Source organism: Actinoplanes sp. L3-i22 (genome assembly GCF_019704555.1).
Lineage (GTDB): Bacteria > Actinomycetota > Actinomycetes > Mycobacteriales > Micromonosporaceae > Actinoplanes.
Window position 1 is genome coordinate 5,819,259 of sequence record NZ_AP024745.1, and the last position, 25,053, is coordinate 5,844,311.

Below are 25,053 nucleotides of genomic sequence, written 5' to 3' on the forward strand. Positions count from 1 at the left end.
CAATAAAGATCTTGAAGTTGACTCAGTGATCGGTGCGGCCGTGGGTGACCGCGTCGACGAGCTCGGTGGTGATCGCGCGCGGGAGGCAGGCGATCTGCTCGTCGAGGCCCAGCTCAGGGCCGTGCTCGACGGCCATCCCGACGATCACGTCCTCCGGGCCGACGCCGATCGTGACGTGCGGGGATTCGCCGTCGAAGTACCAGAGGCGGCTTCGGTCCCGGACCGGGCGGTCGGCCTCGCGGCTCCAGCCCGGTCCGATCGCGGCGATCAGGCTGCCCGGTTCGGTGCCGAGGAAGAACGCGAGCTCGTCCTCGTCCTCCTCGAAGTTCTCCGCGAGGCCGATCAGCAGTGTCCGCAAATGATCGTAGGGCGCCTGATCCGGGAGATCCTCGGCGTGATGCAGCGGCAGGAACTCGAGCAGCGCGAGCAGTTCGGTCCTGGAGAGTGGGCGGCCGGGCTCGATCACGGTTTCAGCTCAGCACGGCCGGCCCGGTCTTACGCCGGAATGCGGAAACCGGCGAGCGTCGCGCCCCAGCGCCGGGCCCGCTCGGCCTCGCCGGGAACCAGCGGCCCGGACACCGACTCGACGCGGAAACTCTCCGCCTCGGCGATCTGCCGGCCACCCAGCCCGCGCAGTCGGCGCAGTGCCTTGCGGGCCGCCGACCCGGTCGGCAGGAACGTGGTGTTCATCCGGGTGTCAAAAGCGGTCACGGCCAACCCGGCCAGCTGCGGCGCGCGGTCCAGGAACTCACGGATCCCGGCGGCCTGGGCGCCGTCCCGGACCGCGCCCTGCCGGACCGCGTCGGCGCGGGTGGCCGGGCTGCTCATCCCGAACGCGTGCGTCGGCCCGCCGAGAACCAGCAGGTCGACGCCGTCCAACGGGGGCATCTCGCGGACGTCGGCCAGGACCACGTCGCCGTGCCCGGCCAGGCCGGCGGCGATCAGCTCGGCCACTTTCGCGCTGTTGCCGAACATCGACTCGTACACGACAAGGGTTCGCATGTCTCTGATCCTCCGGCGATTCCGGACACGCGGGCAGAGCCGGGCGGGCCGTCCCCGGCGGGACCTGTGGCCCTGTGCGGCGGTGACCAGAGGAACCAGGGTTGAGGTACGACCTTGGGAGGGGATTGCGGTGCGGACCTGGACCGTGGGTGACGTGATGACGAAAGCGGTCGTCTCGGTGGCGGAGACGGCCACCTACCGGGACGTCGTCGACCTGATCATCGAGCGGCGGTGCAGCGCCGTCCCGGTGGTGGACGACGAGCTGCGGGTGCTCGGGGTGATCTCGGAGACCGACCTGCTGCGGAAGATCGAGTACGCCGGCGAGGAGGAACCGCGGATCTTCGAGCGCCGGGCCCGGCGGGGTGAGCGGGCCAAGGCGACCGCGCGGACCGCGGCGGGCCTGATGAGCGGCCCGCCGATCGTGGCGATGACCGGCACGACCGTGGCGGCGGCCGCCCGGCGGATGGACGCCGAGCAGGTCAAGCGGCTGCCGGTGGTCGACGACTTCGGCCGGCTGGTCGGGATCGTGTCGCGGGGGGACCTGCTCCGGACGTACCTGCGGCCGGACGACGACATCCAGCTGGACGTGGAGACCGGGGTGCTGCGGGCGTTCCTGGTCGACGACACCGCGAGCGTGACCGTCTCGGTGCGGGAGGGCGTGGTGACCCTGGCCGGGCGGGTGGGGCGGTACACGTCCGCGGAACTTGTGGAAAGGCTGTCGCGTCAGGTGGCCGGGGTGGTCGAGGTGCGGTCCGGGTTGACGTACGACGTCGACGACCGTGAGCCGGTCGTCGGTCCGGTCCCGTTCTTCTGAGCGCCTATAGTTGCCGCCGTGCTTGATCAAATACGGCGGTACGTCATCGGCGGCGCGCTGCTGGCCGGTGTGCTCACGGCGGCCGGATGCTCGCCCGGTTCCTCGCCCGCCGCGGCGCAACCGGCGGCGACCGCCTCGCCCGCGCTCTCGCCTTCGCCTTCGCCGGATGTCGCCGGGGCGCTGGCCCGGCTCGGCACCGAGTCCGCCCGGTTCACGCTGGTCTTCGATGCGAAGGACGCAAAGGAGCGGGCGGCGGGGATCATCGATTCTGCTTCCGGTAGCTGGGAGATGACCGGAAACGGCTATGTCGTCCGGCGGATCGGCGCGGATGTCTACGTGAAGCTGACCGCCGAGCCGGTGCACAGCGTGTATCCCGGCCAGTACGCGTCCGACCTGGGGAAATGGGTGCACGTCGCGGCGCCGGCCGACGGTGTGGCGTTCGACCGGGACTTCCCGTGGGCGCCGGCCCGCACCGCGTCGGCCACGCAGCTCGACACCGCCGGCCGGGTCAGCCGGGTCACGTCGCCGGACCTGGTGGTCAGCTACTCGGACTACGGGACCGCGGTGCGGGTCGTCGCCCCGCCCGCCGACCAGACGATCGAGGATCACCTGTTCACGCTCGCGAATCTCGGCGCGATCTTCTGACGGACGACAAAAGGCCCCGCCGGCAGCGGGGCCTTCCATCAGAAGCCGAAGTCCTGGGTGTAGTACGGGGCGCCGCTCTGCGAGTAGACCGCGCCCACGCCGACCGTCTTCGAGCGGCAGTTCAGGATGTTCTCCCGGTGGCCCGGGCTGCGCATCCACGCGTCGACGACGTCCTCGGCGCTGCGGTAGCCCCAGGCGATGTTCTCCGCCGACGGGCGGGCGTAGCCGGCCGCCTTGGAGCGGGTGATGAAGTTCGACCCGCCGCGGCCGGTGTGCGAGAACTCGCCGGTCCGGCCCATCCACGCGCTGTGGCCGCGGGCGGCGGTGGTGAGCTGGTCGTTCGGGGTCAGGGCGGCGCAGCCGTGGTCGACGCGCTCGAGGTTGGTCAGGCGGATGATGTCGGCCTGCAGGGTCTGCTCGGCGGCCTTGGTCTTCACCGGCGCGGCTTCGGCCGGGGACGCGGTCATCATGACGCCGGCGGCGGCCGGGACGATGAGGGCGGCCAGGGCGAAACGGCGGAGGAGAGAGCGCAAGAGGTCGACCCTTTCGATTGGTGGCCCCCGGCGTGTTCGCCGGTTGCACCATTCCCTTCGTCGGGCTCCCGGCTCCGGTGATCGCAGACCGGTGGCGCTCCGGTCGCCATCCGGTTGCCGGGATACGTTGGGGTCATGCGTGACGTCTACGAGCGGCTGCTGACCGCCTGGAACGAGCGGGACGCGTCCGCGTTCGCCGAGCTCTTCGCGCCGGACGGGCTCATGATCGGCTTCGACGGCAGCCAGGTGCCGGGCACCGGGATCGAGGCGCACCTGGCGCCGATCTTCACCGATCATCCGACCGCGCGGTATGTCGCCAAGGTCAAGTCGGTCCGCCCGATCGGGGATGACGCGGTGCTGCTGCACGCCATCGCGGGGATGGTCGCGCCCGGCCGGCACGATCTGACGCCCGCGGTGAACGCGGTGCAGACGCTGGTAGTGGAGCGCCGCGGGGACGGGTGGGCGATCGTGCTGTTCCAGAACACGCCCGCGAAGTACCACAGCCGGCCGGATCTGGCGGCGGTCCATCAGAGCGAGCTGCTGCCCGCTCTGATGGACGGGGCCACCGTGATCTGACGTGCGGGTGGCTGCCCGGGAGCGCGTGGGCGACGCTCCCGGGCAACCGGCTCCTACGGGCCGCTGACCAGGTTGGTGACCTGGTGGCCGCTGTTCGCCGCGGCGCCCGTGTTGTTGATGACGTGGCTGATCGTGCCGGTGCCGCCCAGGGACACCGTGACCATGTCGTGGAACTTGACGCCGCTGTTCACCGGGGTCTCGAAGGCCCGCGCGTTCACCACCGCCGGGTTCACGTTGAAGTACGCGTAGCTGCCCAGGCCCCACGCCTCGTGACTGGTGACCGAGTCGGCGACCTTGTACGCCGCCCAGCCCTGCGTCGAGCCGTTCATGTACGCGGCCTGGTTCGGCGGGTCGTACGGCATCTCGTTCTGGTAGAAGTACGTCTTGCCGCCGTTGCCGTTCCAGATGGTCTGGTACTGCTGGTAGTGCTCGACGAAGAGACCGTAGAACGTGACGTTGTTGCCGTTCACGATCAGGCCGTTGCGGGCGGTGTTGACGGTCCAGCCGACCGTGCCGCTGTTGCCGTGGTCGGCGCGCCAGATCCAGGCGTGGTCGCCGATCACGTTGTTGCTGTTGATCTCGACGCTGACGGTGGCCTTGCCGGCGACCGCGCCGCCGATCCGGACGAAGACGTCGGAGAGCACGGTCGGGTTCGCGGCGTGCGACGCCGCCGAGCCGGCCGGGCCGACCTGCAGCAGGATGTTCGAGTTGGTGGTGCCGGCGTCGAGGAGCAGGCCGGCGACGCGGACGCCGTCGACGTCCGCGACGTGGATCGCGTCGACGCCGCCGTCCGGGATGAACGTGGCCAGGCCCAGACCGAGGATCACGGTGCTCGCCCGGGTCACGTTCAGCGTCTGGTTCAGGTGGTAGACGCCCGGCGTGACCAGCAGGTTCTTCCCGGCCGCCAGGGCCGCGTTGATGGTCGCCGAGGTGTCACCGGACTTGACCACGTAGAAGCTGCTGATCGGCAGCGACGAGCCGGCCGGCGTGCCGTTCGCCCAGGTGGTGCCGGCGGCGTTGGTGCGCAGGGCGGGGACGAAGACCTGGTACGCGCCGGTGCCGTCGACGTACAGATAAGGCTTTTCGGCGATGGTCGGCGACGAGCCGACCGTGGTGTACGGCGGAGTCGGGAAGCTCTGCGCCGGCGCGCCGGTCGAGCCGACGAACACCTGGTTCCAGTTCGAGCCGTTCCAGCTGCCCATCGCCGTGTTGCGGGTCAGGAACTGCTGCTGGCTGCCGGACTGGATCTGACCGTCGACCTTGGAGTCGGCGATGAACCCGCCGGAGGACCAGCCGCCGTCGGACAGCGCGAGATTTCCGCGGACGTGCATGCGCCGGTACGGGGCCGCCTGCGAGACCGCCCAGCGGTCGAGGCCGTCGCCCGGCGTGACCGAGAGGCCCTCGGCCGAGCGCCAGAAGTTCTGCGTGGCGTTCTGCGAGCCGTCCGGCCACCAGTCGGCCTCGACGTGCACGTGACCGTTGATGTTCACCTGGTCGGGGGTCAGCCCGAGGCCGGCGACCTGGGTGAAGAAGCCGACGTTCACGTCGTTCGAGTAGCTGCCCGGCTTGAACAGCAGCGCGTAGCGCGCGTTGCCGAACTGGTTGCTGACCTGCGAGTTGAAGACCGAGGTCAGCTTGCTCTGGATCGTCGAGGAGGACATCGACGGGTCGAAGACGGTGACGTTCGGGCCGAGGTCCGGGTTGTTCGGGTTGGTCGGCACGGTCGTCGGCGGGCTGGTCGGCGTGGTCGGCGTTCCGGAGAACGTCCACTTCTGATTGGCGCCGCCACCGCAGTCCCACAGCTGCAGCTTGGCGCCGTCAGCCAGGTTGTTGTCCTTGATGTCGAGGCACTTGTTGGCCGCGACGTTGACCAGGTCCTTGGTCGACGCGTTGTAGCTCCACTTCTGGGTGGCCACGGTGTCGAAGCAGTCCCACAGGTGGATCACGGCGCCGTTGGTGGTCGCGTTGTTCGCCACGTCGAGGCACTTGCCGAGCCCCTGGACCTGGCCGTTGTCGGCGAGCGTCCAGTTCTGGTTCGGCCCGGAGGCGCAGGTCCACATCTGTGGCTGGTTGCCGTTGGCGGTGCTGCCGTTGGTGACGTCGAGGCACTTGCCGTTCGCGCTGCTGACGATGGTTCCGCTGCTGGCGGCGAGCGCCTCGGTCACTCCGGCGACGCCGAGACCGGCCACGACCAGGGTGATGGTTCCGGCGGCGAGCCACCGGGGACGCCGCCATGCGCGGCGATGCTGGGATTCGGACATCGGGTGCCCTTCATGGGGGAAAAGGGGGAGACGGGCACAGCATTTCCCGATGTCATCAATCTCTCAAGGTTCTTTAAGGTTTCTTTAACGGTTCCGCAACACGTCAATTTGTTACATCGGGCGCAGGCGGCTCCACCTGCGGAAGGGCGACTACGCGTGGTGACCGTGCGCCGCGCTGGGTGATCGACTCGGGGGCCACCGCACCGTCCTGGGCCGGGGTCAGCAGCCGGCGCAGGGACAGCGCCAGCACCGAGGCCACCAGGCAGCCGCCCAGGGTGAGCGCGACCCAGGTCATCGCGTGTCCGGCGCCGATCAGCGGGCCGGCCGTGATCGGGCCGATCACCGAGCTGATCCCGAAGTTGACCGAGTGCGCCGAGTTGTAGCGGCCCCGCAGGCGATCCGGCGCCAGGGCGTTGATCAGGGCGGGCTGGACCGGTTGCATCAGCGTCTCGCCGAAGCCGAAGACCGCCGAACAGGAGATCACCAGCAGCGAGGCGAGCAGCGGGATCCGGTCGCCGACCAGGCCACCCGCGCCCAGGACCAGCCAGGACAGGGCAAAGACCACACCGACCAGAGCGAGCGTACGGCTTCGGCTCCGGCCCTCCAGGCGGCGGATCACGACCAGTTGCGCACCCACGATCATCACCGTGTTGGCGGCCAGCGCCCAGGCCACGACTCGTGGCGTCACGTCGGCGGTGCGGACCGCGAATGCCGGGAAACCGACCTCGATCTGCCCGTACCCGCAGGTCGTCAGCACCAGGCCGAAGAGCAGCACGCGCCGGAAAGCCCGATCGCGGAAGACCTCGCGATAGCCGCCGTCCGCGGCCCGGGAGGGGCCGGGCGCGGTCAGCCGGCGGCCGACCGCGGGCATCGAGAGGAGCAGCGCGAGCGGGACCAGGAAGGTCAGGCCGTCCAGCACGTAGACCGCCTGGAACGTGCCCGGGCGGTGCACGTCGACGACCAGCCCGGCGATCACCCCGCCGAGCCCGATCCCCAGGTTGAGCAGGGCGAACTGCAGGCCGAACACCCGCTGGCGCTCGTGCTCGGTGGTCAGCGAGGCGAGCATCGTCGCGTTCGAGGCCCAGCTGGACGCCATCCCGGCGGCGGCGATGGTGAGCGCGAGAAGGATCAGGGTGGGTGTGTCCGCCCACGCGATCAGCACCGAGCCGACCGCCTGCCCGCACAGGCTGACCAGCGCGACCGGCCGCGCGCCGAACCGGTCCATCAGCGTCCCGCCGACCGGGGCGAGGACCATCAGGACCGCGCCGAACCAGCCGATCGCCAGGCCCGCGGCCGCGTCGGACAGGCCGCGGATGTCGGTCAGATAGATGAACAGGAACGGCAGCGTCAGGCCCCGCCCGATCGACGAGAGCAGCACACCGGCCAGCAGCCGGCGGGCCTCGGGGCGTGCCGGGAGGCTGTCGCGAATCATGCCCGGATTGTGCCCGGCACGTCCCGGTTGCGCATGACACCGGGGATTTCCCCGGCGCGAGCCCGGCCCGTTCCTCGGCAGTCTGCTGTGGTCAGGGACCCACGCGGGGACCGGCGCGAGGTGGGGGTGGGTCGGACATGCGACAGGCCGAGGACCTGAGCACGGTCGTGCGCGACGCGCGGGCCGGCGACGAGCTGGCGTGGATCAGCCTCGTCGAGACCTACGGTCCCCGGCTGCGCGGGATCGCCCGCCGCTTCCGCATTCCGCCGGACCAGGTGGGGGACCTGCTCCAGGCGACCTGGCTGCAACTGTTCAACGGGATCGATCGGTTGCAGTGCCCGGAAGCGGTCGGGGCGTGGCTGGCCGTGACCATGCGGCGGTTCTGTCTGCACGCGGTCGCCGGCCGGGACCGGGAGTGCCCGGTGACCGGCCTGGACGAATGGCTCGCCCAGCCGGGCGAGGCGCCGGAGGCGGGCCTGCTGCGCGCGGAACAGGCGGCGAGTGTCCGCCGCGCGCTCGCCCGCCTCCCGGAGCGCCAGCGGCGGCTGCTCTGGCAGATGGCGACCGACCCGGACGCGCGGTATGCCGAGCTCAGCGTGCGTCTGGACATGCCGGTCGGCGCGATCGGCCCGACCCGGGCGCGGGCCCTGGGCCGGCTGCGGCGCCTGCTCGTCGACGAGGAGCGGGCGACGCTGCGGGCCTGATCCTTTGCGGTCAGACCAGCCCGTGAACGAGGGCCGCGAACGCCGCCGGGTCGCGCAGGTGCGGGAACGGGCCGCCGGCCGCGTGCGCCTTCGGCGACGCGCCGACCGGCACTCCGGACCACTCCCGGTACGCCGTGGTCAGGGTCGGATCATTGCGCCGTACGGCGAACTGCCGGTAAGCCTCGGGAATCACCGACGGGTTCACGTCCGCGCCGTCGTCCAGTGTGATCACGTGCTGCACCGTGTAGCGCTCCGCGAACGCCCGCGCCACCAGCGCCGACTCGCCGTGCGCGACAAGCACCGGCGCCCGGTGCAGGTCCAGGCTCCGCACCAGCACCGCGAGATCCTGCTCCAGCTCGGTGACGTCCTCGCGGGCCGCCGAGTCGCCGTGCCCGGGCAGGTCGACCGCGATCGCGGCACAGTTGCCGTCCAGCTCGGCGGCGACCGGCCACCACATCGTGCGGTCGTAGAACAGTCCGTGCAGCAGCAGCACCGGGCGCCCGAAACGTCCCCAGCGGTCGTAGACGATCCGGTTGCGCGGCGTGCCGTAGGCGTGGGTGGTCCGGCGTGGCGGTTGCGGCAGCATGTTTTACGTCATTCCAGGCGCTCGGGGGACAAAACCACCGGATAAACGACCGTTGGGGGGCAACCGGTTACGCTGCCGCGGTGCCTCTTGGACTCACCCCGATGCGACCCCGTGACCCCGCCGAGCCCGGACGCACCGCGACCCCGCTGGAGCTCTTCTTCGACCTGGTGTTCGTGGTCGCGGTCAGCATCGCGGCGGTGCAACTGCACCACGCATTGACCGAGGGACACGTGGGGCACGGCGTGATCTCGTACGCCCTGGTCTTTTTCGGTATCTGGTGGGCCTGGATGAACTTCACCTGGTTCGCCACGTCCTACGGCGCCGACGACTGGCTCTACCGGGTTCTCACGTTCCTGCAGATGGGCGGCGTGCTCGTGCTGGCCGCCGGAATCGAGCCGGCGTTCACCGAGAATCACTGGATCGTGGTCACGATCGGTTACGTCGTGATGCGGATCGCGATGGTCGCGCAGTGGCTGCGGGCGTCCCGCGCGCCCGGCGCCAACCGCCGGACCGCCCAGCGCTACGCCGCCGGCATCGCGATCGTCCAGGTCGGCTGGATCCTCAAGCTGTTCCTCCCCGCGCACCTGCAGCCCTACCTGCACGGCGTCCTGATCGCCGCCGAGCTGTCCGTCCCGCTGATCGCCGAGCGCACCGGGCTCACCCCCTGGCACCCGCACCACATCACCGAGCGGTACGGCCTGTTCACCCTGATCGTGCTCGGCGAGAGCCTGCTCGCCTCGGCCAACGCGATCATCGAGGCGCTGCACGACCACGAGGCGCTCGCCCCGCTGGTGTCCATCTCGGTCATGACGCTGGTGGTCAGCGGCGCCCTGTGGTGGATCTACTTCTGGCCGCCGCACCACACCGCGATACGCGGCTTCGCCGAGTCGATCCGGTACGGCTACGTGCACTACTTCGTGTTCGCCGCGGCCGCCGCGTTCTCCGCCGGGATCGAGGTCCAGATCGACGTGCTGACCGGGCACAGCGCGCTGAGCGCGGTGGCGGCGTCGTTCACGGTGACGGTCCCGGTCGCGATCTTCGTGCTCGGGATCTGGTTCATCGCCCTGCGCGAGAACGCCGACCGCGTGGTGAACGTGGTCGTCCCGGCCGGCGCGGTGCTGGTCCTGCTCGACCCGATCACCCCGATCCCGGTCCTGCTCACCGCGATCATCCTGGTCCTGATCGTGGTCACGCTGGTCCTGCACCCGCCGCTGCGCCAGTCCGCGGACGCCGCCGAGGAGCTCACCGGCACCGCGTAGCCGGTTCACCGACGCCACAGGCCCGGCCGGCGGGTGCCGGGCCGGGCCTGTTCAGCGGGGACTACTCGGCCGGGATCTCGCCGGTGGCGATGATGGTGGCTCGGGCCAGGGTCTGGGTGTGCATGGTGAAGCCGAGGACGGCCGGGGTGGCGTCCGGGCCGACGCCGATCTTGTCGGTGCTCAGGGCGTGGACCGTGATGAAGTAGCGGTGCTGTCCGTGGCCGGCCGGCGGGGCCGCGCCGATGAAGCGGGCCGCGCCCGCGTCGTTGCGCAGCTGGTAGGCACCGGACGGCAGGCCGGAGCCGGTGTCGTCGCCGGCGCCCGCGGGCAGCGAGGTGACGTCGGCCGGGAGGTCGGCGACGGCCCAGTGCCAGAAGCCGGACTGGGTCGGGGCGTCCGGGTCGTAGACCGTCACGGCGTAGCTCTTCGTGCCCTCGGGCGCGCCGGACCAGGACAGCTGCGGCGAGACGTCCTCCCCGCCGGGGACGCCGAAAGCGCCCGAGTACTGCGCCTTGCTCCAGGCCGCGCCGTCGGCGACCGTGCTGCTGGTGACCGTGAAGGTCGCCGTCTCGGGATGACGGGCGAACGGGTCGTTCATGGGGAATCCCTTCCAACAACGAGCGAACGAGATCGACCATAGCACCGAAAATCGATTATCTGCCAAATGGTCTACGATGCTGCTCATGGTCGAGGCGAAGCAGATGCTCTCGGAACGGGTCTACACCACGCTCCGCGAGAAGATCCTGTGCGGTGACTTTCCGCCCGGCGCCGCGCTCAAACCGCAGGAGCTCGCCGGCGCGCACGGGGTGAGCCTCGCCGTGGTGCGCGAGGCGCTGACCCGCCTGGTCGGGGACGGGCTCGCCGACCGGCTGACCAACCGCGGGTTCGCCGTGCCGACGCCGTCCGACCAGCGCTGGCAGGACCTCGCCGAGGCGCGCGCGACCTTCGAGCCGGCGGTGCTGCGGCTGTCGATCGAGCGCGGGGACCTGGACTGGGAGAGCCGGGTGCGGGCCGCCCACCATCGGCTGGCGCGGACCCCGGCGTACGAAAAAAGTGCCTGGAGCACCGCCCACCGCGAGTTTCATCGGGCTCTGCTGGACGGCTGCGGCAACGCGATCATGTTGGAGACTTTCGACCGGTTGTGGATCGCGAGCGAGCTGGTCCGGGTGTGGTCGACCGACCGCGGGCCGGTGCGCGACCATCTCGGCGAGCATCTGCGGCTGGAGGAGGCGGCGCTGGCCCGGGATGCCGGCGCGGCGGCGGATCTGCTGTCCCGGCACGTGTCGCTGACCGCCGCCGGCCTGCTCGCATGACCGGGCCGGATCCCACATGACCGGCCGGGTCGTCGCATGACCGGGCCGGATCTCGGATGACGGGGCCGGATAGAGTGCCCGGTGTGCGAGCGGTGGTGACGGGGGCGGCGGGATTCATCGGCAGCCACCTCGTCGAGGCGCTGGTCGCAGCCGGGCACGAGGTGCTGGCGGTCGATGCCCCCGAGCGCAACCCGGCACCGGCGGCGGTGGCGGAGAACCGGGCCGCGCTCGCCCGCGCCGGCGTCCCGCTGACCGAATGTGATCTGGTGACCGACGACCTCGCCGGGATCGCCGACGCCGACGTCGTGCTGCACCTGGCCGGGCGGCCCGGGGTCCGCGGCTCGTGGGGCACGGGCGAGGCGGACACCCTCCGGGACAACGTCACCGCGACCGAGCGGCTGCTCACGGCCTGTGCCGCGGCGCGGCCCCGCGTCATCCTGGCTTCCAGCTCTTCGGTGTACGGCGAAACCTCGCGCCCGTCCGTCGAGGGCGACGGGCTGGACCCGCGCAGTCCGTACGCCCGCTCGAAGGCCGAGGCGGAACGGCTCGCGCGGGAGGCCGCCGCGCACGGACTGCCGGTCGTCGTGCTGCGCTACTTCTCGGTCTACGGGCCCCGGCAGCGCCCGGACATGGCGTTCCACCGCTTCATCGAGGCCGCGCTGAACGGGTCGCCGGCCCCGCTCTACGGCGACGGCGGTCAGCGCCGCTCGTTCACGTTCGTCGGGGACGTGGTCGACGCGACGATCCGGGCCGCCCGGACGCCGCTGCCGCCCGGCACCGTCCTGAACGTCGGACACCCGGTGAGCACCGGCCTGCACGACGCTCTGGAGCGGATCGGCGCGCTGCTCGGCACGGCCGCGCCGACCGTGCCGAAGGACGCCGCGCCCGGCGACGTGGCCCGCACCTGGGCCGGCCCCGGACGGACCGCGGAGCTGCTCGGCTGGACCGCCCGGACCGGCCTGGACGACGGGCTGGCCGGACAGATCGCCTGGCATCGGGAGCGTGCTCGTGTCTGACGGCCATCGCGCGGCGTACGTCGCGTTCGACCGGTTCCCGTCCGCGAAGGGCTCCGCGGTGCACATCCGGCACATGGCCGCCGAGCTGTTCGACCGCTACGGCGGCGGCCTGCTGTGCGTGCTCGGTGGCGGTGAGCTGCCCGCCTACCAGCGCGAGGGCGGCGTGGAGATCGTCCGGTTCACCGGCGTGGTGCCGAACCTGCTGGACCGGGCCGAGGCGTTCACCCGGTGGGTGGCCGAACAGCTCGCGCCGCACCGGGACACCCTCGAACTGTGTCACGTGCGGGATCCGTGGAGCGCGCTGCCGGTGACCGGGCGGATGGTCTACGAGGCCAACGGGCTGCCGTCGATCGAGCTGCCGTACGCCTGGCCGCTGGTCGCCCCGGCCACCCTCGCCAAGATCCGTGACCTGGAGCGCGACTGTCTGAGCCGGGCCGCGGCGGTGGTCGTGCCGTCGTACGTCATCGAGAAGGCCGTGATTGATCGCGGCGCCGCGCCGGACCGCGTACATCTGATTCCCAATGGAGCGGACCCGGTGCCGGCCGGACTACCGCGCCCACCAGCGGCCCCGGGCCGTTATCTGATCTATGTCGGCGCGCTGCAGGCGTGGCAGGGCGTCGACGTGCTGCTGCGGGCGTTCGCCCGGCTGGCCGATCTGACCGATCTCGCCCTGGTCGTCTGCTCGTCGGTGTCGCCGAACCGGGCCCGCCCGCTGCGCCGCCTCGCCGAGCGCCTCGGCGTCGGCGACCGGGTCGTCTGGCAGTACACGCTGCCGCACGAGGAGGTCGCGGCCTGGCTGGCGAACGCGGAGCTCTCGATCGCGCCGCTGACCGCGAGCCCGCGGAATCTGGATCAGGGGTGCAGCCCGATCAAGGTGTGGGAGTCGATGGCCGCCGGGACCCCGGTCGTCGCCTCGGACCTGCCGGTGACCCGTGAGGTGCTCGGTGAGCACGGCCGGTTCGTGCCGCCGGACCGGCCGGCCGAGCTGGCCCGCGCCATCCGGGTGCTGCTCGAATACCCCGAAGCGGCACAAGAGCTCGCCGCGCGGGCCCGGCCGCGCGTTCTTGCCTGGTCGGACGTGCGACATCGGCTGGCCGCCGTCTATGACCAGGTCGAACTCCACTGATACGGTCCGATCATGTTTTGGCGCGAGCAGAAGGCCGCTCTGGCGGGGTTCCACCCGCTGCATCAGGCCCTCGTCCATCAGCGTGGCTTCGCCGCGACCCAACCCGCGGCGGGCTGGACCGCGCTGATCACCAGCCTGTACCAGCACGCGGGGCTGGTGAAGCGGGGCAAATGGGCGTTGCCGGCCCGCACCCTCGACGTCGTCGTGCCGCTGATCATCGAGCTCTGCTCGGACCTCGGCGCCAAGGGCACCCTCGCCGTGACTCTCGACCTGCGCGGCCGGGACGTGCCCGGCAAGACCGGGCCGGAACACAAGCTGGCGGTGCGCCCGCCGATCCGGTCGGCCACCGAGGCCTGGACGATCGACCCGTGGCTGAGCCTGCGCGCCGAGCTGCGCGACGGCAGCATCCTCGAGGTGCTCGTCGTCGACCGGGAACGCAAGCGCAAGATCACCAAGCGCAACGCCCGCGGCAAGACCAAGTGGAAGCGCAAGAGCAAGGTGGTGCAGACCATCAAGGTGCGCCGCCGGCTGCCCGAGGATGTTCGCGGCCAGGTCCCGCCGACGCCACCGCCGCCCTGGATCGGCGTGTTCGTCCGGGACGGATCACGCCGCAGCGTCCTCGCCGGCGCGAAGCTCGACCGGATGCCGCAGAGCGGGCAGGAACAGGTCGACCGGATCCTGACCGTGGCCACCGAGCCGTTCCGCTGGACGCAGACCCGAGGAGTGTCATGACGCCCTGCACCGTCACCACCGGCTTCTTCACCCTCGGCAAGTGCGGGGTGATGGCGGTGGCCGGCTGCGCGGCCTGCGGGCGGGCGCTGTGCGCGAACCACGTGACGCCCGGCGGGCTGTGCCCGGAGTGCGCCGCGGCCCGCAACCAGGTCGGGCACCCGGCGGCCGCGTCGGCCTTCCGCCGGCGGGCGCATCGGCAGCGGACCTCGCAGGCGTACCAGGACTACGGGTGGTACACCAGCTTCGACTCCTACGACCGGGCGCCGTTCGATCCGGGCATGGGCGCGGACCAGGACTATCTCGACGACGGGCCGGGCGCGCTGGTGGACAGCTGATGCGGCTGCTCTGGGTGACCGAGAACTATCCGCCCAGCCCCGGCGGGATGGCGAACTCGTGCGATCGGATCGTGCGGGGGCTGCGGGGCGCCGGGGTCGCGGTGGACGTCGTGCATCTGAGCCGGCGAGCCGGTCCGTCGCGCTCGGCGGCCGGAGTCCGCACGGTTCCGCTGGGGGAGGATCCGGAGCACGCGCTGCGGCTGCTGTGGACGTCGCTCAGCGGCTCGATCGGGAAATATACGCACGTCGTTGCCTTTGGTGGGACCTATCCGCTTCTGGCGGCGCCGGTCTATGCCGCGTGGGCCGGGTTGCCGCTGGTCACGCTGTTGCGCGGGAACGACTTCGACACCGGGATGTTCTCGCTGCGCCGCCAGCCGGTGGTCCTCGAAGCGCTGCGCGCCTCCGCGCACGTGTGCGTCGTCGCCGCCTCGACGGGCCCGCAGGTTTCCGCGCTGGCGCCCGGTGTTCCGGTCAGCTGGGTCGCCAACGGCATCGACACCGAGGACTGGCAGATCCTGCCCTCGGAACGGGCCGGGGCAGCGGGGTGGCGCGACTCGCTCGGGCGGCGGACGCTGGGCCTGATCGGCCAATTGAAGAACAAGAAGGGGGTACGGCTTCTGCTGGACGCCCTGGTCGCCGGTCGGCACGCCGAACGATTCCACGTGGTGCTCGCCGGGGAGCTCGAGCCGGGCATCGAGGAGTGGCTCGCGCTGCATCCGGAGGTCGAATACACCGCGCTGCCGTTCCAGGACCGGTATCAGTTGCTCTCCGTTTATGCCGGGTGCGATCTGGTGGCGCTGCCGTCGTTCTACGACGGGCTGCCCAATGTGGCGCTGGAAGCGGCCGCGCTGGGCATTCCGCTGCTCACCTCCGACGCCGGTGGACTGGCCGATCTCGTGGACGACGCGATCGGATTCCGATTCACCGCCGGGGACGCGCACGAATGCCGGGCCGCCGTGCACCGGGCGGCACTGGCCACCGACGACGAACTCGCGGCGCTGGGCGCGGCCGGGGCCCGGCGGGTCCGGGACCGATTCGATGTGGCCGCCGAGACCGACGGTTATCTGAAGGTGCTGGCCGCGACGCAGTGATCGTCTGCTATGCGCACGGCGGTGGGCTCGGGCATCTGACCCGGATCCGGGCCTATCTGTACACCGTTCACGGGGACGCGCCGGCGACTATTCTGAGTGCTTCGCCGTTCGGGGCCGATCCGCGCGTGGTCGGGCCGCACCGGGTGCTTCCGGTGCGTGGCCCGGTCGGTGACGTGCTGCGGGAACTGCGGGCTTCGACATTCGTGGTCGATGCTTTTCCGGGCGGGATCGACGGAGAGTTGACGGGGACGATGATTCCTTCCGGGGTGCGGACGGTTCATCTCGCCCGGCTTCTGCGCGAGGAGGCGTACCGTCGCAGGCCGTTGAATTTTGATCAGGTTTTCCTCGTCGAGGAATTGACCGGCCACCATCGGGCCGCGCTCTCCGGGATCGCCGGGAGCGTCGTCCCGCTGGAGCTGACCGACCCGCCGTCCACCTCGGCCGATCTGGCCGACGGGGCCTGGCTGATCCCGCATTCCGGGCCTTCGGCCGAGATTCACGAGCTGATTTCGTACGCGCGTGAATGCGCCGGCCTGGAGGGCGTCCGGCCCCGGCTGGTCCTGGCGTCGCCCGGTCGCCCCGCATCGCTGCCGGACGATGTCGAGCACCTCGACGGGTATCCGGCGTGGCCGTTGTTCGCCCGGGCCGCGCGGGTCATTTCCGCGGCCGGGTTCAACGTCGTCCGGCAGATGCGGCCGTGGCGGGACAAGCATCGGATGCTGCCGTTTCCCCGTCGATGGGACGATCAGTTCACGCGAGCGGCGCGGGCCCGCCGATGACCATTCGCACCGCGCGACTTCTGCTCCGGCCGTTCACGATCGACGACGTGGACGACGTGTGGGGTTATCAGCGGGAGCCCTCGGTCGCGCGATTCATGCGGTGGGAGCCGCGGGATCGGGATGAAGTGGCGGTCTCGGTCCGGCAGATGACGACCGAGACGGTTCTGGTGGCCGAGGGCGACTGTTTGACCTATGCCGCCGTGGATCCGTCGTCGGAGCGGGTCATCGGGCATGTCGAATTGGCGTGGGTGAGTGAGGCGGATCGGACCGGGGAGATCGGGTTCGTGTTCGATCCGCGGTTCCAGGGGCGGGGGCTGGCTTTCGAGGCCGCCCGGGAAATGCTGCGGATCGGGTTCGACGAGCACGGATTCCGGCGGATTGTCGGGCGTTGTGTTGCGCCCAACGTTGCTTCGGCGGCCCTGTTGCGACGGCTGGGGATGCGGCAGGAGGCGCATTTCCTGCAGAGCCGGTTGTTGAAGGGCGCTTGGGTGGACGAATTGGTCTTCGCCGTTCTGCACGACGAATGGGCTGAATAGCCGCAGGGCGCGCCGGTTTCCCGGTGCGCCCTGGCGTTTCCTGTCGGCAGTTTGCGGGGGTTGGTCAGCAGTTGCGGCGGCCGGGGAGGCCGATGATCAGGGCGGCGCCGACCGTGAGGTGCATGCCGAGGAGGACCAGCTTCGTGCTGGTGCCGATGCCGCTGCCGAGCGGGCCGGCCAGGGAGAGCAGCAGGATCAGCGACGTGATGATCCGGTAGATCCGGGCCGGGTGGCGGGTGGTCCGCTCCAGGACGGCCAGCAGGCCCCAGGCGGCCAGGCCGGCGAACAGGGCGGTCAGGGCGACCGCGAGCGGGCCGATGTGCTGGACCGAGCCGCCCTGGCGGACGGTCAGGTCGAGGCCGGCCCAGGGGTCGTTGATCGCCCACAGCAGGAGGGCGCCGGCGGTTCCGGCGGCGATCGTGATGGCGCGTCCGGCGGTGCGGGACTTGGCGGTGCGGATGTCGGTTGTCATGCCGATGAGCTTGGCCGCGGGAGGCCTCCGCCGACATCGGACCGGCGGCGTCGCGCGCACCCTCCTAGGAGAGGGAGTCCTCCTACTTTAGAAGGTGTCGGTGGGTTCTCCGGCGGGGCTAATCTCGCGGCGTGAACGAGAGAATCCGGCCGCCGCTGGCCGCCGTCGGCATCGTGCTCGGCGCGTCCGTCGTGCTGGTCGCGGTCACCCTGGTGTCCTGGTGGAGCGGGCGGCCGCTCGGCCCGCTGTTCGCGCTGGACGTGGTGGCCGGGGTGCTCAGCTGGGCGCTGACCCCGCTGGTGCTGTGGCGGCCGGTGTTCGCGACGGCCGTGCTGAACGTGTTCGCCGCGCTGTCACCGGCGGCCACCCCGGCGGCCTCGATCGGGGCGCTGCAGGTGGCCCGGCGGCGGCGCTTCCCGGTGGCGGCCGCGGTGGCCGCCGGCGGGGTGGCGGCGCACGCGGTGCAGGGGCTGTGGCGGTCGAACGGGGGGATGTCCTACGGCTGGTGGCTGGTTCTGATCGTCGTCACCTACGGCGCGCTGCTCGGCTGGGGGGCGTGGGCGCAGGCGCGGGCCGCGCTGATCCACTCGCTGCGGGAGCGGGCCCGCCGGGCCGAGGCCGAGCAGGGCCGGCGGGTCGCCGAGGCCCGCATGCTGGAGCGCCGCCGGATCGCGCGGGAGATGCACGACGTGCTCGCGCACCGGCTGTCGCTGCTGGCGACGTTCGCCGGGGCGATGGAGTTCCGGCCGGACTCGTCGCCCGAGCAGATGTCCCGGGCCGCCGGCGTGGTCCGCGACGGGGTGCACCAGGCGCTGGAGGAGCTGCGCGAGGTGATCTCGCTGCTGCGCGACGACGATCCGCCGGACGGGGACGGGGTCCATCCGCAGCCGGTGCTGGCCGACGTGCCACGGCTGGTGGAGGAGTCCCGATCGGCGGGGACCGAGGTGGAGCTGCGGGAGGCGGTGGACGAGCCGGGGGAGGCGCCGCCCGCGGTGGCCCGCACGGCCTACCGGGTGATCCAGGAGGGGCTGACCAACGCGCGGAAACACGCGGCCGGGCAGGTGGTCCGGGTCGCGCTGCGCGGCGGGCCGGGGGCGGGCTTGGAGATCGAGGTGCGGAACGGGCTGACCCCGGATCGGCCGGCGCCGGCCGGGTGGTCCGGGGGAGCGGGGCTGGTCGGGCTCACCGAGCGGGTGCACCTGGCCGGGGGCCGGCTCGATCACGAGGAGCTGGCCGGTGAGTTCCATCTCCACGCGTCGATACCATGGCCGGCATGACTGCGTCCGGGGGAGAGGCCGAGGTGACCCGGCCGGTGCGGGTGCTGGTGGTGGATGATGACGCGCTGGTGCGGGCCGGGCTGACGATGATGCTGGACGGGGCGCCCGGGATCGCCGTGGTGGGCGAGGCTTCGGACGGCGACGAGGTGCCGGCGGCCACCGACGCGCACGGGCCGGACGTGGTGCTGATGGATCTGCGGATGCCGCGCGTCGACGGGATCACCGCGACCAGGCGGCTCCGGGCGCGGGCGCGGCCGCCAGAGGTGATCGTGCTGACCACGTTCGACGCCGACGAGAACATTCTGCACGCGCTGCGGGCCGGGGCCAGCGGGTTCCTGCTCAAGGACACCCCGCCGGCGCGGATCGCCGAGGCGGTGCGCCAGGTGGCGGCCGGGGAGCCGATCCTGTCGCCGCGGATCACCCGGCGGCTGATGGACCGGGCGGCGGTGCAGGCGGGGGCGTTCACGCAGGCCAAGAGCAGTCTGGCCGCGCTCAGCCCGCGGGAGCGGGACGTGGTGGTGGCGATCGCTCAGGGGCGGTCGAACACGGAGATCGCGCGGGCACTCGACATGACGCTGGCCACGGTGAAGTCGCACGTGTCGCACGTGCTGGCCAAGCTGGACCTGGACAATCGCACGCAGATCGCGCTGCTGGCCCACGACGCGGGCCTGGCCTGATCAGGCGGTTCGCGGTCGCGTTGTCGGTGGGTGATGCGGGACCGGTCGGATCAGGCGGTTTGCTGGATCCAGGCTTGCTGGGCCGGGGCGAGGTGGCGGCGCGGGAGGTTCTTGCGGACGGTGGCGGCCTGGTCCGCCGCGGCCGCTGCCTCGCGGTCGGTCACCGGAACGGCGGGCGCGACGTCCAGGTCCACAAGGGAATCGGGGAGCGGCCGGCGTGCGCGGTCGATCACGGTCCGCAGCGCGGCGAGCACCAGGAGCAGGGACGGCGCGCAAGGTGGAGGTGCGGCGCGGAGGAGGGTGCGGTGCGAGGACGAGGCGATGAGCCTGGGCACCTATGCTGCGGCGGTGCGTCCGATCCTGATCGCCGAGATCGCCCTTCCGGCGTTTTCTTGGGCCAGTTGGGTTCCCGAGGTGGGGTGGCTGGTCATCCAGCCGGCCGACCGGTCGGTGACGGTTCTGGACGCCGGCCTCCGTGCCCCGGTGCGAACGGCTGTCCCGGTCCACGCCCCGCAGTTCATGGCCAGTGTGAGCGAGCGGCACCTGGCCGTGGTGACCCTCGACGAGCTGGTCGTCGCCGACCGGGACGGCGCCGTGCTGTGGCGGCGGGAGCACGAACTGCCGGAGGCCGGCGAGATCTGGCGGCCGAACTGTCACCTCGACGCCGGCGGGGTCCTCTGGGTGTATCTGCCGAACGGCGACGAACTGGTCGCCTACGACGCGGCGGCCGGGCGGGAGATCGACCGGGTTCCGCTGAATTCCACGGTGGGCGTGGCCCACTTCTTTCCGCACCCCGACGGTGAACGCATCGGATTCTACGTGGCGATGGGCCAGGATCGGCCGCTCAGCCATGTGGCCTGGCTGGCCGGCGGCCGGATCCGGGGCCGCGACCTGCCAGGCGGCTTCCTCGCCGGCTTCACCACGAGCGGCGACCGCTACCTGGCGATGCCGCACGCTGATGCCCCGGAACTCGCGTTCCACGACCTGGCAAGCGGGGCCGTCGTGGCCGCGTGCGACCCGGCCGCGATTCCGGGTCATGACGGCGAGTATCGCCTGATGGAAGCGGCGGTGCTGGCCGATGACGACACCGTCCTGGTGGCGGTCAGCACCGACGACTTCGCGACCGACTTCGAGGATCACCTGGCACTCACGACGCGGGGGCTGGGCCGGCGGGCGCATGTCGACTACGGCCGTGCCATGACCCACAACTCGATCGCCGCCGGCGACGGGCATGGCCGCTGGCTGACCAGGAACAAAAACGATGCGACGGTACGGCTGTGGCAGCTCCCCGGCCACATCGACGACGAGGTGGAAGGGCAGCTCGGGCTCTGGTGACCGTTCCGCTCGACCGGGTGCACGAGATGATCGCTGCCCCGCCACCAGGAGCCGCTCGACGGGTGACCGCAAGGCGGCCCGCCGGCGGCCTGGCCGGATCCTGGCCGGCCGGGAGCACGTCGGCCAGGACGGTTGGCCGGTCCTTAACTTTCGGAGGTTTCGACCGGCAGGGTTTGATAGGTCGGGTGGAGTTGTTGCCAGCGTTGGCGGGCGTCGCAGGGGGCCTGGGCGGTGAGGTGGGCGGCGAGGTCTTCGATGTGGATCTGGACGCCGGCGCCGTAGGCCGGGAGCAGGCCGACCGGCATGCCGCGCTCCTCGAGGATCAGGATGGTCGCGTCGCCGTCGGGGGTCAGGGTGGCCTCGATGGTGTGTCGTTCCTTCTGTTCCGCGTCGATGGTGGTGACCATCAGCCGGCGGGGTGGCTCGCAGGCCTCGACCTGGCCGGTTCCCTCCCAGCCGCTGGCGAAGAAGCGGGCCTTGAACTCGCCGCCCAGGCGCAGGTCGCCCGCGCACTCGCCGAGCCATCGGGCGAGGCGGGTGGGGTCGGTCAGGGCCGACCACAGATCGTCGACCGGGGTGTCGAACCGGTCCTCCATGCGGACTACGCCGACACCGTCCACCGTGTACAGGCTGCCGATGATGCGATTCCCCGCGTTCGCGTTGCTCACAGCTTCCATGGAGCTTGTGTACCAGGGCGGGTACGTAACCGTCAAGGTACATAAGCTTCGTCGATGGCGGGCCGGGGCGCAGGATGGCGGGCCGGGGCCGGGGCTGGGGCCGGGGCTGGGGCAGAGGGTGGCGGGCCGCGGCGGGTCGGGGGCGCGGGGGTCGGGGCAGTGGATGGCGGGCCGCGGCGGGTCGGGGCTGAGGGTGGCGGGCTGGGTTACAGGAAGTCGAAGTAGCGGACGAACCATGTCGGTGCGACGCTCGCGCCGTCGTAGGGGGTGTTCAGCACGTCCTCCAGCAGCGGCACGTAGGTCAGCTCGGCCAGGATCTCCAGGAGCGCGTCGAGGTCCGGGCCGCCGATCAGGGTCAGCGTGTCGGCGTCGTCGTAGCAGCCCGGGTTCTCGGCGCCGAGCAGGGCCAGGCGGCCGAAGTTGCTGACCCGGACGAAGATCGCCACGCTCTCGGTCGTCGCGGAGGCCGGGATCACGACCTGGCCCAGGTGACTGGCGTCCTGGATCTCCCGCTCCGACTCGAACCGGCAGGTGCACGCGAACCGGCGCTCCAACTCGGACACCAGGGACCGGAATCGCCGCTGTTCGATCGCGTTGTCGAAGGTGGCCGGGTGTTCGAGGTGGTCGGGGTCGTCCAGCTGGCGCAGCAACGCGAGGATCTCGGCGCGGTCGGGCATGGTCACCCGGCCATCCTCCATCCATCCCGGTGACCGGGTCCAGCCCGCCGCGACTGTCACCCGGGCCGCGCCGAGGGGAATTGCTGTCCCGGTGACCGGGTCCAGCCCGACACGGCGGTCACCCGGGCCTCGGCGGGGGAATTGCTATCCCGGTGACCGGGTCCAGTCCGCGACCGTGGTGACCTCGGCCTGGGCGGGGAAGATCTTTTCGGTGAGGACGGTGTGCACCTCGGGGTCGTTGTCGAGGCAGCCGTCGGCCGGCACCGTCAGGCGGTAGTCCAGGTCGGCCGCCTGGCGCAGGGTGGACAGCACCACGCCGCTGGTCGCGATGCCGGTGAGCACCAGGTGGTCGATCCGCTGGGCGCGCAGCAGCAGGTCCAGGTCGCTGCCGGCGAACGCGGAGACACGGCGCTTGGTGACCACGATGTCGCCCGGCCGCGGGGCGACGTCCGGATGCACCTCGACCGCCTGGGCCGGGGCGTCGTGGCCGGCGAGGCGGCCGAACATCTTGTTGGCCGGGTCGACCTCGGGGGCGCCCGGGCGGAAACCGACCACCACGTAGATCACCGGCAGTTCCGCGGCGTGCGCGGCGTCGATGGCGGTGCGCAGCCGGGGCAGGTACGCCGGGTCGGGGTAGCGGGCCACCACCGAGCGCTGGACGTCCATCACGAGGAGGGCGGTACGGGTCATTGCGGTCCTTTTCTGATCAGGGTGGTGGTGGTCCAGTTCGCCAGGAACTGCAGGGCCTGCTCGGTGGGGGAGTGCGGCTCGGCGGTGCCGGCGGACAGGCGCAGGCCGGTCGGCAGGGTCATCGACTCGAACGTGAGGGTCAGCGGGCCGGCGACCGGGTGGTGGAAGCGCTTCACGCCGGTGCGGCGCCGGCTGACGTCGTACGCAAGCCAAAGCTCCTGGAATTTGATCGTGGTTCTGAGCCGGCCGATCAGGGTGGCCAGGCGCTCGTCGTGCGGGGTGCGGGCGGTGGCGGCGCGCAGGACCGCGACGGCGTCGTGGGCGAGCAGCTCCCAGTCCGGGAAGAAGGCGGGGGCGCCGGGGTCGAGGAAGAGGAAGCTCGCCTGATTGACCGGGTGACCGTTCTTGAACAGCGGGTCGAACAGCGCGCGGCCGAGCGGGTTGGTGGCGACGATGTCGAGGCGGCTGTTCCAGACGTACGCCGGGATGGTCATCGCATCCAGGACGCGCTGGAGATTCTCGGTGGGAGCCCGGTCGGCCTTCATCCGCTTCGCCGGTCCCGCGCCGGCGGCGTGGACCAGGTCGAACAGGTGCTCGCGCTCGGCGTCGTCGAGCTGCAGCGCGTGGGCGACCGCGGCCAGCACCTCGTCGGAGTAGCCGCGGGAGTTCCCGCGTTCGAGGCGCGTGTAGTACTCGACACTGATGCCGGCCAGCTCCGCGACCTCCTCGCGGCGCAGGCCGGCGACCCGGCGCTCGCCGTGCCGCGGCAGACCCGCGCGCTCCGGCGAGATCCGCGCCCGGCGGGACAGCAGGAAGTCCCGGATCTCGTCCCTGACACTCACCGGCCGACGATATGCCGGGCGGGCCGGTCGCCGGGAGGAACTGCTGGTGCCTGGACGCCGCGCGCCCGGTCGGGGCGCGCGGCGCGGTTCGGCCGGATCAGCTCGCCAGGAACGTCCTGACCTGGGTGAGCGTGACGGTGTCGGTCAGGTAGCCGATGTGCGTCTGGCACGCCACGTAGTTGTTCGTGGCGCCGCTCAGCACCGTGCTCGTGTACGGGATGATGATCCCGTCGCACGGGGAGTACCACGTTCCGTACTTCGTGCTGCCCGGCGTCTCGTCGCCGGCGCTCAGCGTGGTGATGAACGACGAGCCCGGATACATCTGCTGGCAGGTGACGTAGACCAGGCAGGCGCTCGCGTAGGTGGTGCCGTGGTTGGCGCCGGCGATCGACGCCAGGTGCCGGACGTACTGGGCGCCGCCCAGCTGCTTCAGGTACCAGAGGCTGACCAGGCCGCCCATCGAGTGGTTGACGATGTCGACCTGGGCCGCGCCGGTGCGGGCCCGGACCTGGCTGACGTACGTGGCCAGACCCTGCGCGTTGGTGATGTTGTTGCCGTAGGAGTTGTACTCGTAGGCGAACAGTTCGCTGCTCGAATAGCCGCCGGCGCGGAACACCGACATCGCGGTGGTCCAGTTCGAGGCGCTGCCGGTGTAGCCGTGCACGAAGATCACCGGAGTGCCGGGGGCGGCGGTCGCGGGCAGGGCCGGGCTCAGCGAGAGCGCGGCCAGCAGCGCGGTGACGAGGACGACGAGACGACGCATGAAACCTCCTGGGGAATCGGGGTTTCTGCATCGTCAGTGCAAAGTCATTGCCCACGCATCGGTGAAATCGCCGGTGTCAGGCGCAGGCCATGCACCGGCGGGCGAACGGGCGCACCGCGAGCCGATCGGCGGGGATCGGCCGGCCGCAGCCCTCGCAGTTGCCGTAGGTGCCGGCGTCGAGCCTGGTCAGCGCGTCGTCGACCTCGGCGATCCGGGCCCGGGCGGCGGCCAGCAGGGCGGTCAGCTGGGCGCGCTCGAAGCCGATCGTGGCGCCCTCCGGGTCGTGCTCGTCGTCGGCGTTGGAATCCCGCGACGCGGCGAACAGCGACTCCAGGTCGGCGGCCAGGGTGGTGGCCTCGGAGTGGGCGCTCGCGCGCAGCCGCAGCAGCTCGTCCCGGATCATCTCCGCAGCCTATGACCGGCCGGCGTCGTTCTCCCCGCCAGCTTTATCGCCGGCGGCGGAGGATGCCGACCATGAGCATCGCGAGCAGAGTCAGCGGACACAACAGCAGGCCCGCCAGAGGTGACTCGCGCAGATGCACCTCCGTCGCCGACGCGTTCGACGCGTCGGCGTCGACCCGGTCACCCGCCCCGAGCTCATCGTCGGCGCGGACCGAGACGATGCGCGGGGCGCCGCCGTCCGATGGGGCGAACGAGCCGCCGCAGGTCCAGTCGGCCCGCTTGGCGGTGGGGTGCGCGGCGAAGCAGTGCTGCACCGTCAGGACGCCGGCCTGACCGGTTGCCCGGCGCCACAGGGCGGACGGGCTCGCGGCCAGGCCCAGGCAGAGCGCCAGGGCGGCGGCGATCAGGGCGGCGGTGCCCAGCCGCCCGACGCGGGTCACCGGGTGCGGAAAGCTCGGCTCGGTCACGATCGGCTGCCCACCTTGATGGCGCGTTGCGGCC

Annotated in this window: 32 protein-coding genes; 16 read left to right on the forward strand and 16 right to left on the reverse strand. The window is 71.5% G+C overall.

Features of this window, described 5'->3' with window-relative positions; genetic code table 11:
• Nucleotides 1–22 precede the first annotated feature (22 nt).
• Together L3i22_RS25920 and L3i22_RS25925 are read right to left on the reverse strand one after the other, a co-directional pair.
• Nucleotides 23–466, reverse strand: coding sequence for a hypothetical protein (locus L3i22_RS25920; RefSeq protein ID WP_221329544.1), 444 nt, complete (start codon nt 464–466; stop codon nt 23–25).
• A gap of 29 nt (nt 467–495) precedes the next feature.
• Nucleotides 496–1,002 (reverse strand): flavodoxin, encoded by a 507-nt coding sequence (locus L3i22_RS25925; protein WP_221329545.1) that lies wholly within the window; start codon nt 1,000–1,002, stop codon nt 496–498.
• Between the two features lie 130 nt (nt 1,003–1,132).
• On the opposite strand from L3i22_RS25925, the gene L3i22_RS25930 reads away from it, so the two are divergent.
• On the forward strand, nt 1,133–1,816 hold the full coding sequence (locus L3i22_RS25930) for a CBS domain-containing protein (RefSeq protein ID WP_221329546.1): 684 nt from the start codon (nt 1,133–1,135) through the stop codon (nt 1,814–1,816).
• Between the two features lie 18 nt (nt 1,817–1,834).
• Complete coding sequence (locus tag L3i22_RS25935) at nt 1,835–2,461, forward strand: hypothetical protein (protein WP_221329547.1); 627 nt, start codon at nt 1,835–1,837, stop codon at nt 2,459–2,461.
• A 38-nt stretch (nt 2,462–2,499) separates the two neighbouring features.
• Here L3i22_RS25935 and L3i22_RS25940 read toward each other — a convergent pair whose 3' ends face one another.
• Nucleotides 2,500–2,994, reverse strand: coding sequence for a CAP domain-containing protein (locus tag L3i22_RS25940; RefSeq protein WP_255658599.1), 495 nt, complete (start codon nt 2,992–2,994; stop codon nt 2,500–2,502).
• Between the two features lie 135 nt (nt 2,995–3,129).
• Here L3i22_RS25940 and L3i22_RS25945 point away from each other — a divergent pair, with 135 nt between their 5' ends.
• Nucleotides 3,130–3,570 carry an SgcJ/EcaC family oxidoreductase gene (locus tag L3i22_RS25945; protein ID WP_221329548.1) on the forward strand — a complete coding sequence of 147 codons (441 nt, stop codon included), beginning with the start codon at nt 3,130–3,132 and terminating at the stop codon, nt 3,568–3,570.
• Between the two features lie 53 nt (nt 3,571–3,623).
• On the opposite strand, the gene L3i22_RS25950 is transcribed toward L3i22_RS25945, so the two are convergent.
• Together L3i22_RS25950 and L3i22_RS25955 are read right to left on the reverse strand one after the other, a co-directional pair.
• Complete coding sequence (locus tag L3i22_RS25950; RefSeq protein WP_221329549.1) at nt 3,624–5,831, reverse strand: RICIN domain-containing protein; 2,208 nt, start codon at nt 5,829–5,831, stop codon at nt 3,624–3,626.
• 103 nt (nt 5,832–5,934) lie between these two features.
• Complete coding sequence (locus L3i22_RS25955) at nt 5,935–7,263, reverse strand: MFS transporter (protein WP_221329550.1); 1,329 nt, start codon at nt 7,261–7,263, stop codon at nt 5,935–5,937.
• A gap of 137 nt (nt 7,264–7,400) precedes the next feature.
• Between L3i22_RS25955 and L3i22_RS25960 the strand changes: the two genes are divergently transcribed.
• A complete protein-coding gene (locus L3i22_RS25960; protein ID WP_221329551.1) occupies nt 7,401–7,967 on the forward strand; it encodes an RNA polymerase sigma factor in 567 nt (188 codons plus the stop codon).
• Between the two features lie 10 nt (nt 7,968–7,977).
• On the opposite strand, the gene L3i22_RS25965 is transcribed toward L3i22_RS25960, so the two are convergent.
• A complete protein-coding gene (locus tag L3i22_RS25965) occupies nt 7,978–8,553 on the reverse strand; it encodes an alpha/beta fold hydrolase (protein ID WP_221329552.1) in 576 nt (191 codons plus the stop codon).
• A gap of 101 nt (nt 8,554–8,654) precedes the next feature.
• Here L3i22_RS25965 and L3i22_RS25970 point away from each other — a divergent pair, with 101 nt between their 5' ends.
• Nucleotides 8,655–9,812 carry a low temperature requirement protein A gene (locus L3i22_RS25970; protein ID WP_221329553.1) on the forward strand — a complete coding sequence of 386 codons (1,158 nt, stop codon included), beginning with the start codon at nt 8,655–8,657 and terminating at the stop codon, nt 9,810–9,812.
• Between the two features lie 61 nt (nt 9,813–9,873).
• On the opposite strand, the gene L3i22_RS25975 is transcribed toward L3i22_RS25970, so the two are convergent.
• Nucleotides 9,874–10,410, reverse strand: a complete 537-nt coding sequence (locus tag L3i22_RS25975; protein ID WP_221329554.1) for a YbhB/YbcL family Raf kinase inhibitor-like protein — start codon at nt 10,408–10,410, stop codon at nt 9,874–9,876.
• Nucleotides 10,411–10,495: 85 nt separating this feature from the next.
• On the opposite strand from L3i22_RS25975, the gene L3i22_RS25980 reads away from it, so the two are divergent.
• From L3i22_RS25980 to L3i22_RS26015, 8 genes are all read left to right on the forward strand, one after another.
• Nucleotides 10,496–11,125: a GntR family transcriptional regulator gene (locus L3i22_RS25980; protein WP_221329555.1), complete on the forward strand. Its 630-nt coding sequence runs from the start codon at nt 10,496–10,498 to the stop codon at nt 11,123–11,125.
• Between the two features lie 83 nt (nt 11,126–11,208).
• Nucleotides 11,209–12,141, forward strand: coding sequence for an NAD(P)-dependent oxidoreductase (locus L3i22_RS25985; RefSeq protein WP_221329556.1), 933 nt, complete (start codon nt 11,209–11,211; stop codon nt 12,139–12,141).
• Nucleotides 12,134–13,267, forward strand: a complete 1,134-nt coding sequence (locus L3i22_RS25990) for a glycosyltransferase (RefSeq protein WP_255658602.1) — start codon at nt 12,134–12,136, stop codon at nt 13,265–13,267. The genes L3i22_RS25985 and L3i22_RS25990 overlap by 8 nt, the downstream gene beginning before the upstream one ends.
• A 12-nt stretch (nt 13,268–13,279) precedes the next feature.
• Nucleotides 13,280–13,999: a hypothetical protein gene (locus tag L3i22_RS25995; RefSeq protein ID WP_221329557.1), complete on the forward strand. Its 720-nt coding sequence runs from the start codon at nt 13,280–13,282 to the stop codon at nt 13,997–13,999.
• Complete coding sequence (locus L3i22_RS26000) at nt 13,996–14,334, forward strand: hypothetical protein (protein ID WP_221329558.1); 339 nt, start codon at nt 13,996–13,998, stop codon at nt 14,332–14,334. Before L3i22_RS25995 ends, L3i22_RS26000 begins: the two co-directional genes overlap by 4 nt.
• Nucleotides 14,334–15,425 (forward strand): glycosyltransferase family 4 protein, encoded by a 1,092-nt coding sequence (locus L3i22_RS26005; protein WP_221329559.1) that lies wholly within the window; start codon nt 14,334–14,336, stop codon nt 15,423–15,425. The genes L3i22_RS26000 and L3i22_RS26005 overlap by 1 nt, the downstream gene beginning before the upstream one ends.
• Nucleotides 15,422–16,204, forward strand: coding sequence for a hypothetical protein (locus tag L3i22_RS26010; protein WP_221329560.1), 783 nt, complete (start codon nt 15,422–15,424; stop codon nt 16,202–16,204). Before L3i22_RS26005 ends, L3i22_RS26010 begins: the two co-directional genes overlap by 4 nt.
• Nucleotides 16,201–16,740 carry a GNAT family N-acetyltransferase gene (locus L3i22_RS26015; protein ID WP_221329561.1) on the forward strand — a complete coding sequence of 180 codons (540 nt, stop codon included), beginning with the start codon at nt 16,201–16,203 and terminating at the stop codon, nt 16,738–16,740. Before L3i22_RS26010 ends, L3i22_RS26015 begins: the two co-directional genes overlap by 4 nt.
• A gap of 64 nt (nt 16,741–16,804) precedes the next feature.
• Here L3i22_RS26015 and L3i22_RS26020 read toward each other — a convergent pair whose 3' ends face one another.
• Nucleotides 16,805–17,212, reverse strand: coding sequence for a DUF6069 family protein (locus L3i22_RS26020; protein ID WP_221329562.1), 408 nt, complete (start codon nt 17,210–17,212; stop codon nt 16,805–16,807).
• A gap of 131 nt (nt 17,213–17,343) precedes the next feature.
• On the opposite strand from L3i22_RS26020, the gene L3i22_RS26025 reads away from it, so the two are divergent.
• Both L3i22_RS26025 and L3i22_RS26030 read left to right on the forward strand, forming a co-directional pair.
• Nucleotides 17,344–18,489 (forward strand): sensor histidine kinase, encoded by a 1,146-nt coding sequence (locus tag L3i22_RS26025; protein WP_255658604.1) that lies wholly within the window; start codon nt 17,344–17,346, stop codon nt 18,487–18,489.
• The gene (locus tag L3i22_RS26030; protein WP_370644508.1) at nt 18,477–19,166 is read left to right on the forward strand and encodes a response regulator; all 690 of its coding nucleotides are present in this window, start codon (nt 18,477–18,479) and stop codon (nt 19,164–19,166) included. Before L3i22_RS26025 ends, L3i22_RS26030 begins: the two co-directional genes overlap by 13 nt.
• 50 nt (nt 19,167–19,216) lie before the next feature.
• Here L3i22_RS26030 and L3i22_RS26035 read toward each other — a convergent pair whose 3' ends face one another.
• Nucleotides 19,217–19,501, reverse strand: a complete 285-nt coding sequence (locus tag L3i22_RS26035) for a hypothetical protein (RefSeq protein WP_221329564.1) — start codon at nt 19,499–19,501, stop codon at nt 19,217–19,219.
• A gap of 13 nt (nt 19,502–19,514) precedes the next feature.
• Between L3i22_RS26035 and L3i22_RS26040 the strand changes: the two genes are divergently transcribed.
• A complete protein-coding gene (locus tag L3i22_RS26040) occupies nt 19,515–20,501 on the forward strand; it encodes a hypothetical protein (protein WP_221329565.1) in 987 nt (328 codons plus the stop codon).
• Between the two features lie 143 nt (nt 20,502–20,644).
• Here L3i22_RS26040 and L3i22_RS26045 read toward each other — a convergent pair whose 3' ends face one another.
• From L3i22_RS26045 to L3i22_RS26075, 7 genes are all read right to left on the reverse strand, one after another.
• A complete protein-coding gene (locus L3i22_RS26045; RefSeq protein WP_221329566.1) occupies nt 20,645–21,178 on the reverse strand; it encodes an SRPBCC family protein in 534 nt (177 codons plus the stop codon).
• A gap of 206 nt (nt 21,179–21,384) precedes the next feature.
• Complete coding sequence (locus L3i22_RS26050) at nt 21,385–21,861, reverse strand: hypothetical protein (protein ID WP_221329567.1); 477 nt, start codon at nt 21,859–21,861, stop codon at nt 21,385–21,387.
• Between the two features lie 138 nt (nt 21,862–21,999).
• Nucleotides 22,000–22,545, reverse strand: coding sequence for a cysteine hydrolase family protein (locus tag L3i22_RS26055; RefSeq protein ID WP_221329568.1), 546 nt, complete (start codon nt 22,543–22,545; stop codon nt 22,000–22,002).
• A complete protein-coding gene (locus tag L3i22_RS26060; RefSeq protein ID WP_221329569.1) occupies nt 22,542–23,387 on the reverse strand; it encodes a helix-turn-helix domain-containing protein in 846 nt (281 codons plus the stop codon). Before L3i22_RS26060 ends, L3i22_RS26055 begins: the two co-directional genes overlap by 4 nt.
• A gap of 97 nt (nt 23,388–23,484) precedes the next feature.
• Complete coding sequence (locus tag L3i22_RS26065) at nt 23,485–24,150, reverse strand: triacylglycerol lipase (RefSeq protein ID WP_221329570.1); 666 nt, start codon at nt 24,148–24,150, stop codon at nt 23,485–23,487.
• 76 nt (nt 24,151–24,226) lie between these two features.
• Complete coding sequence (locus L3i22_RS26070; protein WP_221329571.1) at nt 24,227–24,553, reverse strand: TraR/DksA C4-type zinc finger protein; 327 nt, start codon at nt 24,551–24,553, stop codon at nt 24,227–24,229.
• A 43-nt stretch (nt 24,554–24,596) separates the two neighbouring features.
• Nucleotides 24,597–25,019: a hypothetical protein gene (locus L3i22_RS26075; RefSeq protein WP_221329572.1), complete on the reverse strand. Its 423-nt coding sequence runs from the start codon at nt 25,017–25,019 to the stop codon at nt 24,597–24,599.
• Between the last annotated feature and the right edge of the window lie 34 nt (nt 25,020–25,053).

What these genes read in the sequence shown, in the direction of transcription:
- L3i22_RS25925 (WP_221329545.1), bottom strand. Translation starts at nt 1,002, where the DNA reads ATGCGAACCCTTGTCGTGTACGAGTCGATGTTCGGCAACAGCGCGAAA.
- L3i22_RS25945 (WP_221329548.1), top strand. Translation starts at nt 3,130, where the DNA reads ATGCGTGACGTCTACGAGCGGCTGCTGACCGCCTGGAACGAGCGGGAC.
- L3i22_RS25950 (WP_221329549.1), bottom strand. Translation starts at nt 5,831, where the DNA reads ATGTCCGAATCCCAGCATCGCCGCGCATGGCGGCGTCCCCGGTGGCTC.
- L3i22_RS25955 (WP_221329550.1), bottom strand. Translation starts at nt 7,263, where the DNA reads ATGATTCGCGACAGCCTCCCGGCACGCCCCGAGGCCCGCCGGCTGCTG.
- L3i22_RS25960 (WP_221329551.1), top strand. Translation starts at nt 7,401, where the DNA reads ATGCGACAGGCCGAGGACCTGAGCACGGTCGTGCGCGACGCGCGGGCC.
- L3i22_RS25965 (WP_221329552.1), bottom strand. Translation starts at nt 8,553, where the DNA reads ATGCTGCCGCAACCGCCACGCCGGACCACCCACGCCTACGGCACGCCG.
- L3i22_RS25970 (WP_221329553.1), top strand. Translation starts at nt 8,655, where the DNA reads ATGCGACCCCGTGACCCCGCCGAGCCCGGACGCACCGCGACCCCGCTG.
- L3i22_RS25975 (WP_221329554.1), bottom strand. Translation starts at nt 10,410, where the DNA reads ATGAACGACCCGTTCGCCCGTCATCCCGAGACGGCGACCTTCACGGTC.
- L3i22_RS25980 (WP_221329555.1), top strand. Translation starts at nt 10,496, where the DNA reads ATGGTCGAGGCGAAGCAGATGCTCTCGGAACGGGTCTACACCACGCTC.
- L3i22_RS25995 (WP_221329557.1), top strand. Translation starts at nt 13,280, where the DNA reads ATGTTTTGGCGCGAGCAGAAGGCCGCTCTGGCGGGGTTCCACCCGCTG.
- L3i22_RS26000 (WP_221329558.1), top strand. Translation starts at nt 13,996, where the DNA reads ATGACGCCCTGCACCGTCACCACCGGCTTCTTCACCCTCGGCAAGTGC.
- L3i22_RS26005 (WP_221329559.1), top strand. Translation starts at nt 14,334, where the DNA reads ATGCGGCTGCTCTGGGTGACCGAGAACTATCCGCCCAGCCCCGGCGGG.
- L3i22_RS26015 (WP_221329561.1), top strand. Translation starts at nt 16,201, where the DNA reads ATGACCATTCGCACCGCGCGACTTCTGCTCCGGCCGTTCACGATCGAC.
- L3i22_RS26020 (WP_221329562.1), bottom strand. Translation starts at nt 17,212, where the DNA reads ATGACAACCGACATCCGCACCGCCAAGTCCCGCACCGCCGGACGCGCC.
- L3i22_RS26030 (WP_370644508.1), top strand. Translation starts at nt 18,477, where the DNA reads ATGGCCGGCATGACTGCGTCCGGGGGAGAGGCCGAGGTGACCCGGCCG.
- L3i22_RS26045 (WP_221329566.1), bottom strand. Translation starts at nt 21,178, where the DNA reads ATGGAAGCTGTGAGCAACGCGAACGCGGGGAATCGCATCATCGGCAGC.
- L3i22_RS26055 (WP_221329568.1), bottom strand. Translation starts at nt 22,545, where the DNA reads ATGACCCGTACCGCCCTCCTCGTGATGGACGTCCAGCGCTCGGTGGTG.
- L3i22_RS26065 (WP_221329570.1), bottom strand. Translation starts at nt 24,150, where the DNA reads ATGCGTCGTCTCGTCGTCCTCGTCACCGCGCTGCTGGCCGCGCTCTCG.
- L3i22_RS26070 (WP_221329571.1), bottom strand. Translation starts at nt 24,553, where the DNA reads ATGATCCGGGACGAGCTGCTGCGGCTGCGCGCGAGCGCCCACTCCGAG.